Genomic DNA, 2,199 nt, shown 5'->3' on the forward strand with positions numbered 1-2,199 from the left:
CATCCAGCGTCGCGCCTGCCCCCAATTCCTCCTCCGCCGCCGCCACCGCGCCGCTGGCTTCGGCCGGACGGAAGCCAAGGTTGAGGAGCGCCGACACCGCATCCGCGCTCGCCCCGGTGGGGGCAACCGAGATGCTCGCGCCGCCGATTTCGACGCCGCCGATCTTGTCCTTCAACTCACGCACGATGCGCTCGGCGAGCTTCGGGCCAACGCCGTTGGCGCGCGCGACCATCGCCTTGTCTTGGCTCGCGATCGCACGCGACAGATCGGCGGGTTCAAGCGCCGAGAGGATCGCCAGCGCAACGCGGGCGCCGACGCCCTGCACGCCGGTGAGCAAGCGGAACCAGTCGCGCTCCGACGCGGTGGCAAAGCCGACCAGCCGGATGAAATCCTCCGCTACGAGCATCTCGGTGTGGAGCATCACCGCCTCGCCGACCGGCCCGATGCTGCCAAGCGTGCGCGACGAGCAGCCGACGCGGTAACCGACCCCGCCGACATCGATCACGGCATGATCGAGCCCGGTTGCGTCGAGGCGGCCTTTCAGGTGCGCGATCATCGCCGCGTCTGCCCGGTGAGTGCCGCTAAAGTCACACTTGAGTCACACCATCGCGCCTCTTCGCACGAGCGGGCCGAGCGGCCGATCCAACAAGCACGGGACATCGTCATAACCTGGTACGTAAGCAGAACATGGCGGGGTAGGAAAGCCTTTTCAGCGAAGCGCGCGCGCGCTCGCCAAATGGTGCGCGTGGCAAATCGCCACCGCGAGCGCATCGGCGGCGTCCGCCCCGTCGATCTTCACGCCCGGCAAAAGCCGCGCGACCATCGCGTGGACTTGCGCTTTCTCGGCATTGCCGGTGCCGACCACGGCTTTCTTGACGAGCCGGGCGGCATATTCGCCGACCTCCAGCCCCGTGCGCGCCGCCGCGCAGAGCACGACCCCGCGCGCTTGCCCGAGCTTGAGCGTCGATTGCGGGTTGGCGTTGACGAACACTTCCTCGACCGCGCACGCCTCGGGCGCGTGGTCGATCAGCAGCGTGCTCAGCATCGCGTCGAGATGCGCGAGGCGGCGGGGGAGCGTGGCGGTGGTGTCGGTCTTGAGCTTGCCGTTGGCGACGTGGCTAAGCCGGTTGCCCTCAGCACGGATCAACCCCCAGCCGGTGGTGCCGAGGCCGGGGTCGAGGCCGAGGATCAGCATTCGGGATGCGGGAAGAAAGAGTGTCTCACACGAAGGCGCGAAGGCGCGAAGAGAAAAAGGTTGGTTCGCGCGGAGGCGCGGAGGCGCGGAGAAGAAGAAAAAGCCGCAAAAACGAGCGCGGTAGCGCTCATCAATCGACCGTAGGAATGTCTTCCGGACGCCAGCGTCGCGCGTAACTCCTCCGCGCCTCCGCGCCTCCGCGCGAACAAAACCCTGCTCCTTCTGCTTCGCGCCTTCGCGCCTTCGCGTGAGAAAAGCCTCAACCCAGCTTTTCCAAAATCGCATCGGGCACGTCGTAATTGCCCCACACGGTCTGCACGTCGTCATCATCGTCGAGCGCGTCGATCAGCTTGAACAGCGTGATCGCATCCTCTTCGCCGACTTCGACCATCGTTTGCGGGCGCCAGGCGAGTTTTGCACCTTCGGGTTCGCCGAGCACCGGGGTGAGCGCGGTGACGACTTCGTGGAGCTGATCGCTCGCGGTCCAGATCTCGTGACCGTCCTCGCTCGACGAGACGTCCTCGGCCCCGGCCTCGAGCGATGCCTCAAACACCTTTTCGGCATCGCCGGCACTGGCCGGATAGTTGATCAGGCCCATCCGGTCGAAGGCGTGGCTGACCGCGCCCGATGCACCCATATTGCCGCCATTACGCGTCATCGCGATGCGGACGTTGGTGGCGGTGCGGTTGCGATTGTCGGAAAGCGCCTCGATGATCAGCGAAACGCCGCCGGGGCCGAAGCCTTCATAGCGGATTTCCTCGTAATTCTCGGTATCGCCCTTCGCGGCCTTGTCGACCGCGCGCTGGATATTGTCCTTGGGCATCGACTGCGCCTTGGCGGCGTTGATCGCCATGCGCAGCCGCGGGTTCATGTCGGGATCGGGCAAGCCCATCTTGGCCGCGACGGTGATTTCGCGGCTGAGCTTGGAGAACATGCCCGAGCGCTTCTTATCCTGCGCGCCCTTGCGGTACATGATGTTCTTATATTTGGAATGGCCTGCCATT

General features: G+C 65.6%; 3 protein-coding genes. All 3 read right to left on the bottom strand.

Annotated features, from left to right (window positions below; genetic code table 11):
• On the bottom strand, positions 1-556 hold a 556-nt coding region (gene ruvA / locus ABWP09_RS03770), incomplete at its 3' end, for a Holliday junction branch migration protein RuvA (protein WP_353203829.1).
• Positions 557-709: 153 nt separating this feature from the next.
• Positions 710-1,195, bottom strand: a complete 486-nt coding sequence (gene ruvC, locus ABWP09_RS03775; RefSeq protein WP_353203830.1) for a crossover junction endodeoxyribonuclease RuvC — start codon at positions 1,193-1,195, stop codon at positions 710-712.
• A 259-nt stretch (positions 1,196-1,454) separates the two neighbouring features.
• A complete protein-coding gene (locus ABWP09_RS03780) occupies positions 1,455-2,198 on the bottom strand; it encodes a YebC/PmpR family DNA-binding transcriptional regulator (RefSeq protein WP_353203831.1) in 744 nt (247 codons plus the stop codon).
• Position 2,199: the final 1 nt, after the last annotated feature.

The organism is Sphingomonas sp. (genome assembly GCF_040398505.1).
Classification (GTDB): domain Bacteria; phylum Pseudomonadota; class Alphaproteobacteria; order Sphingomonadales; family Sphingomonadaceae; genus Sphingomonas.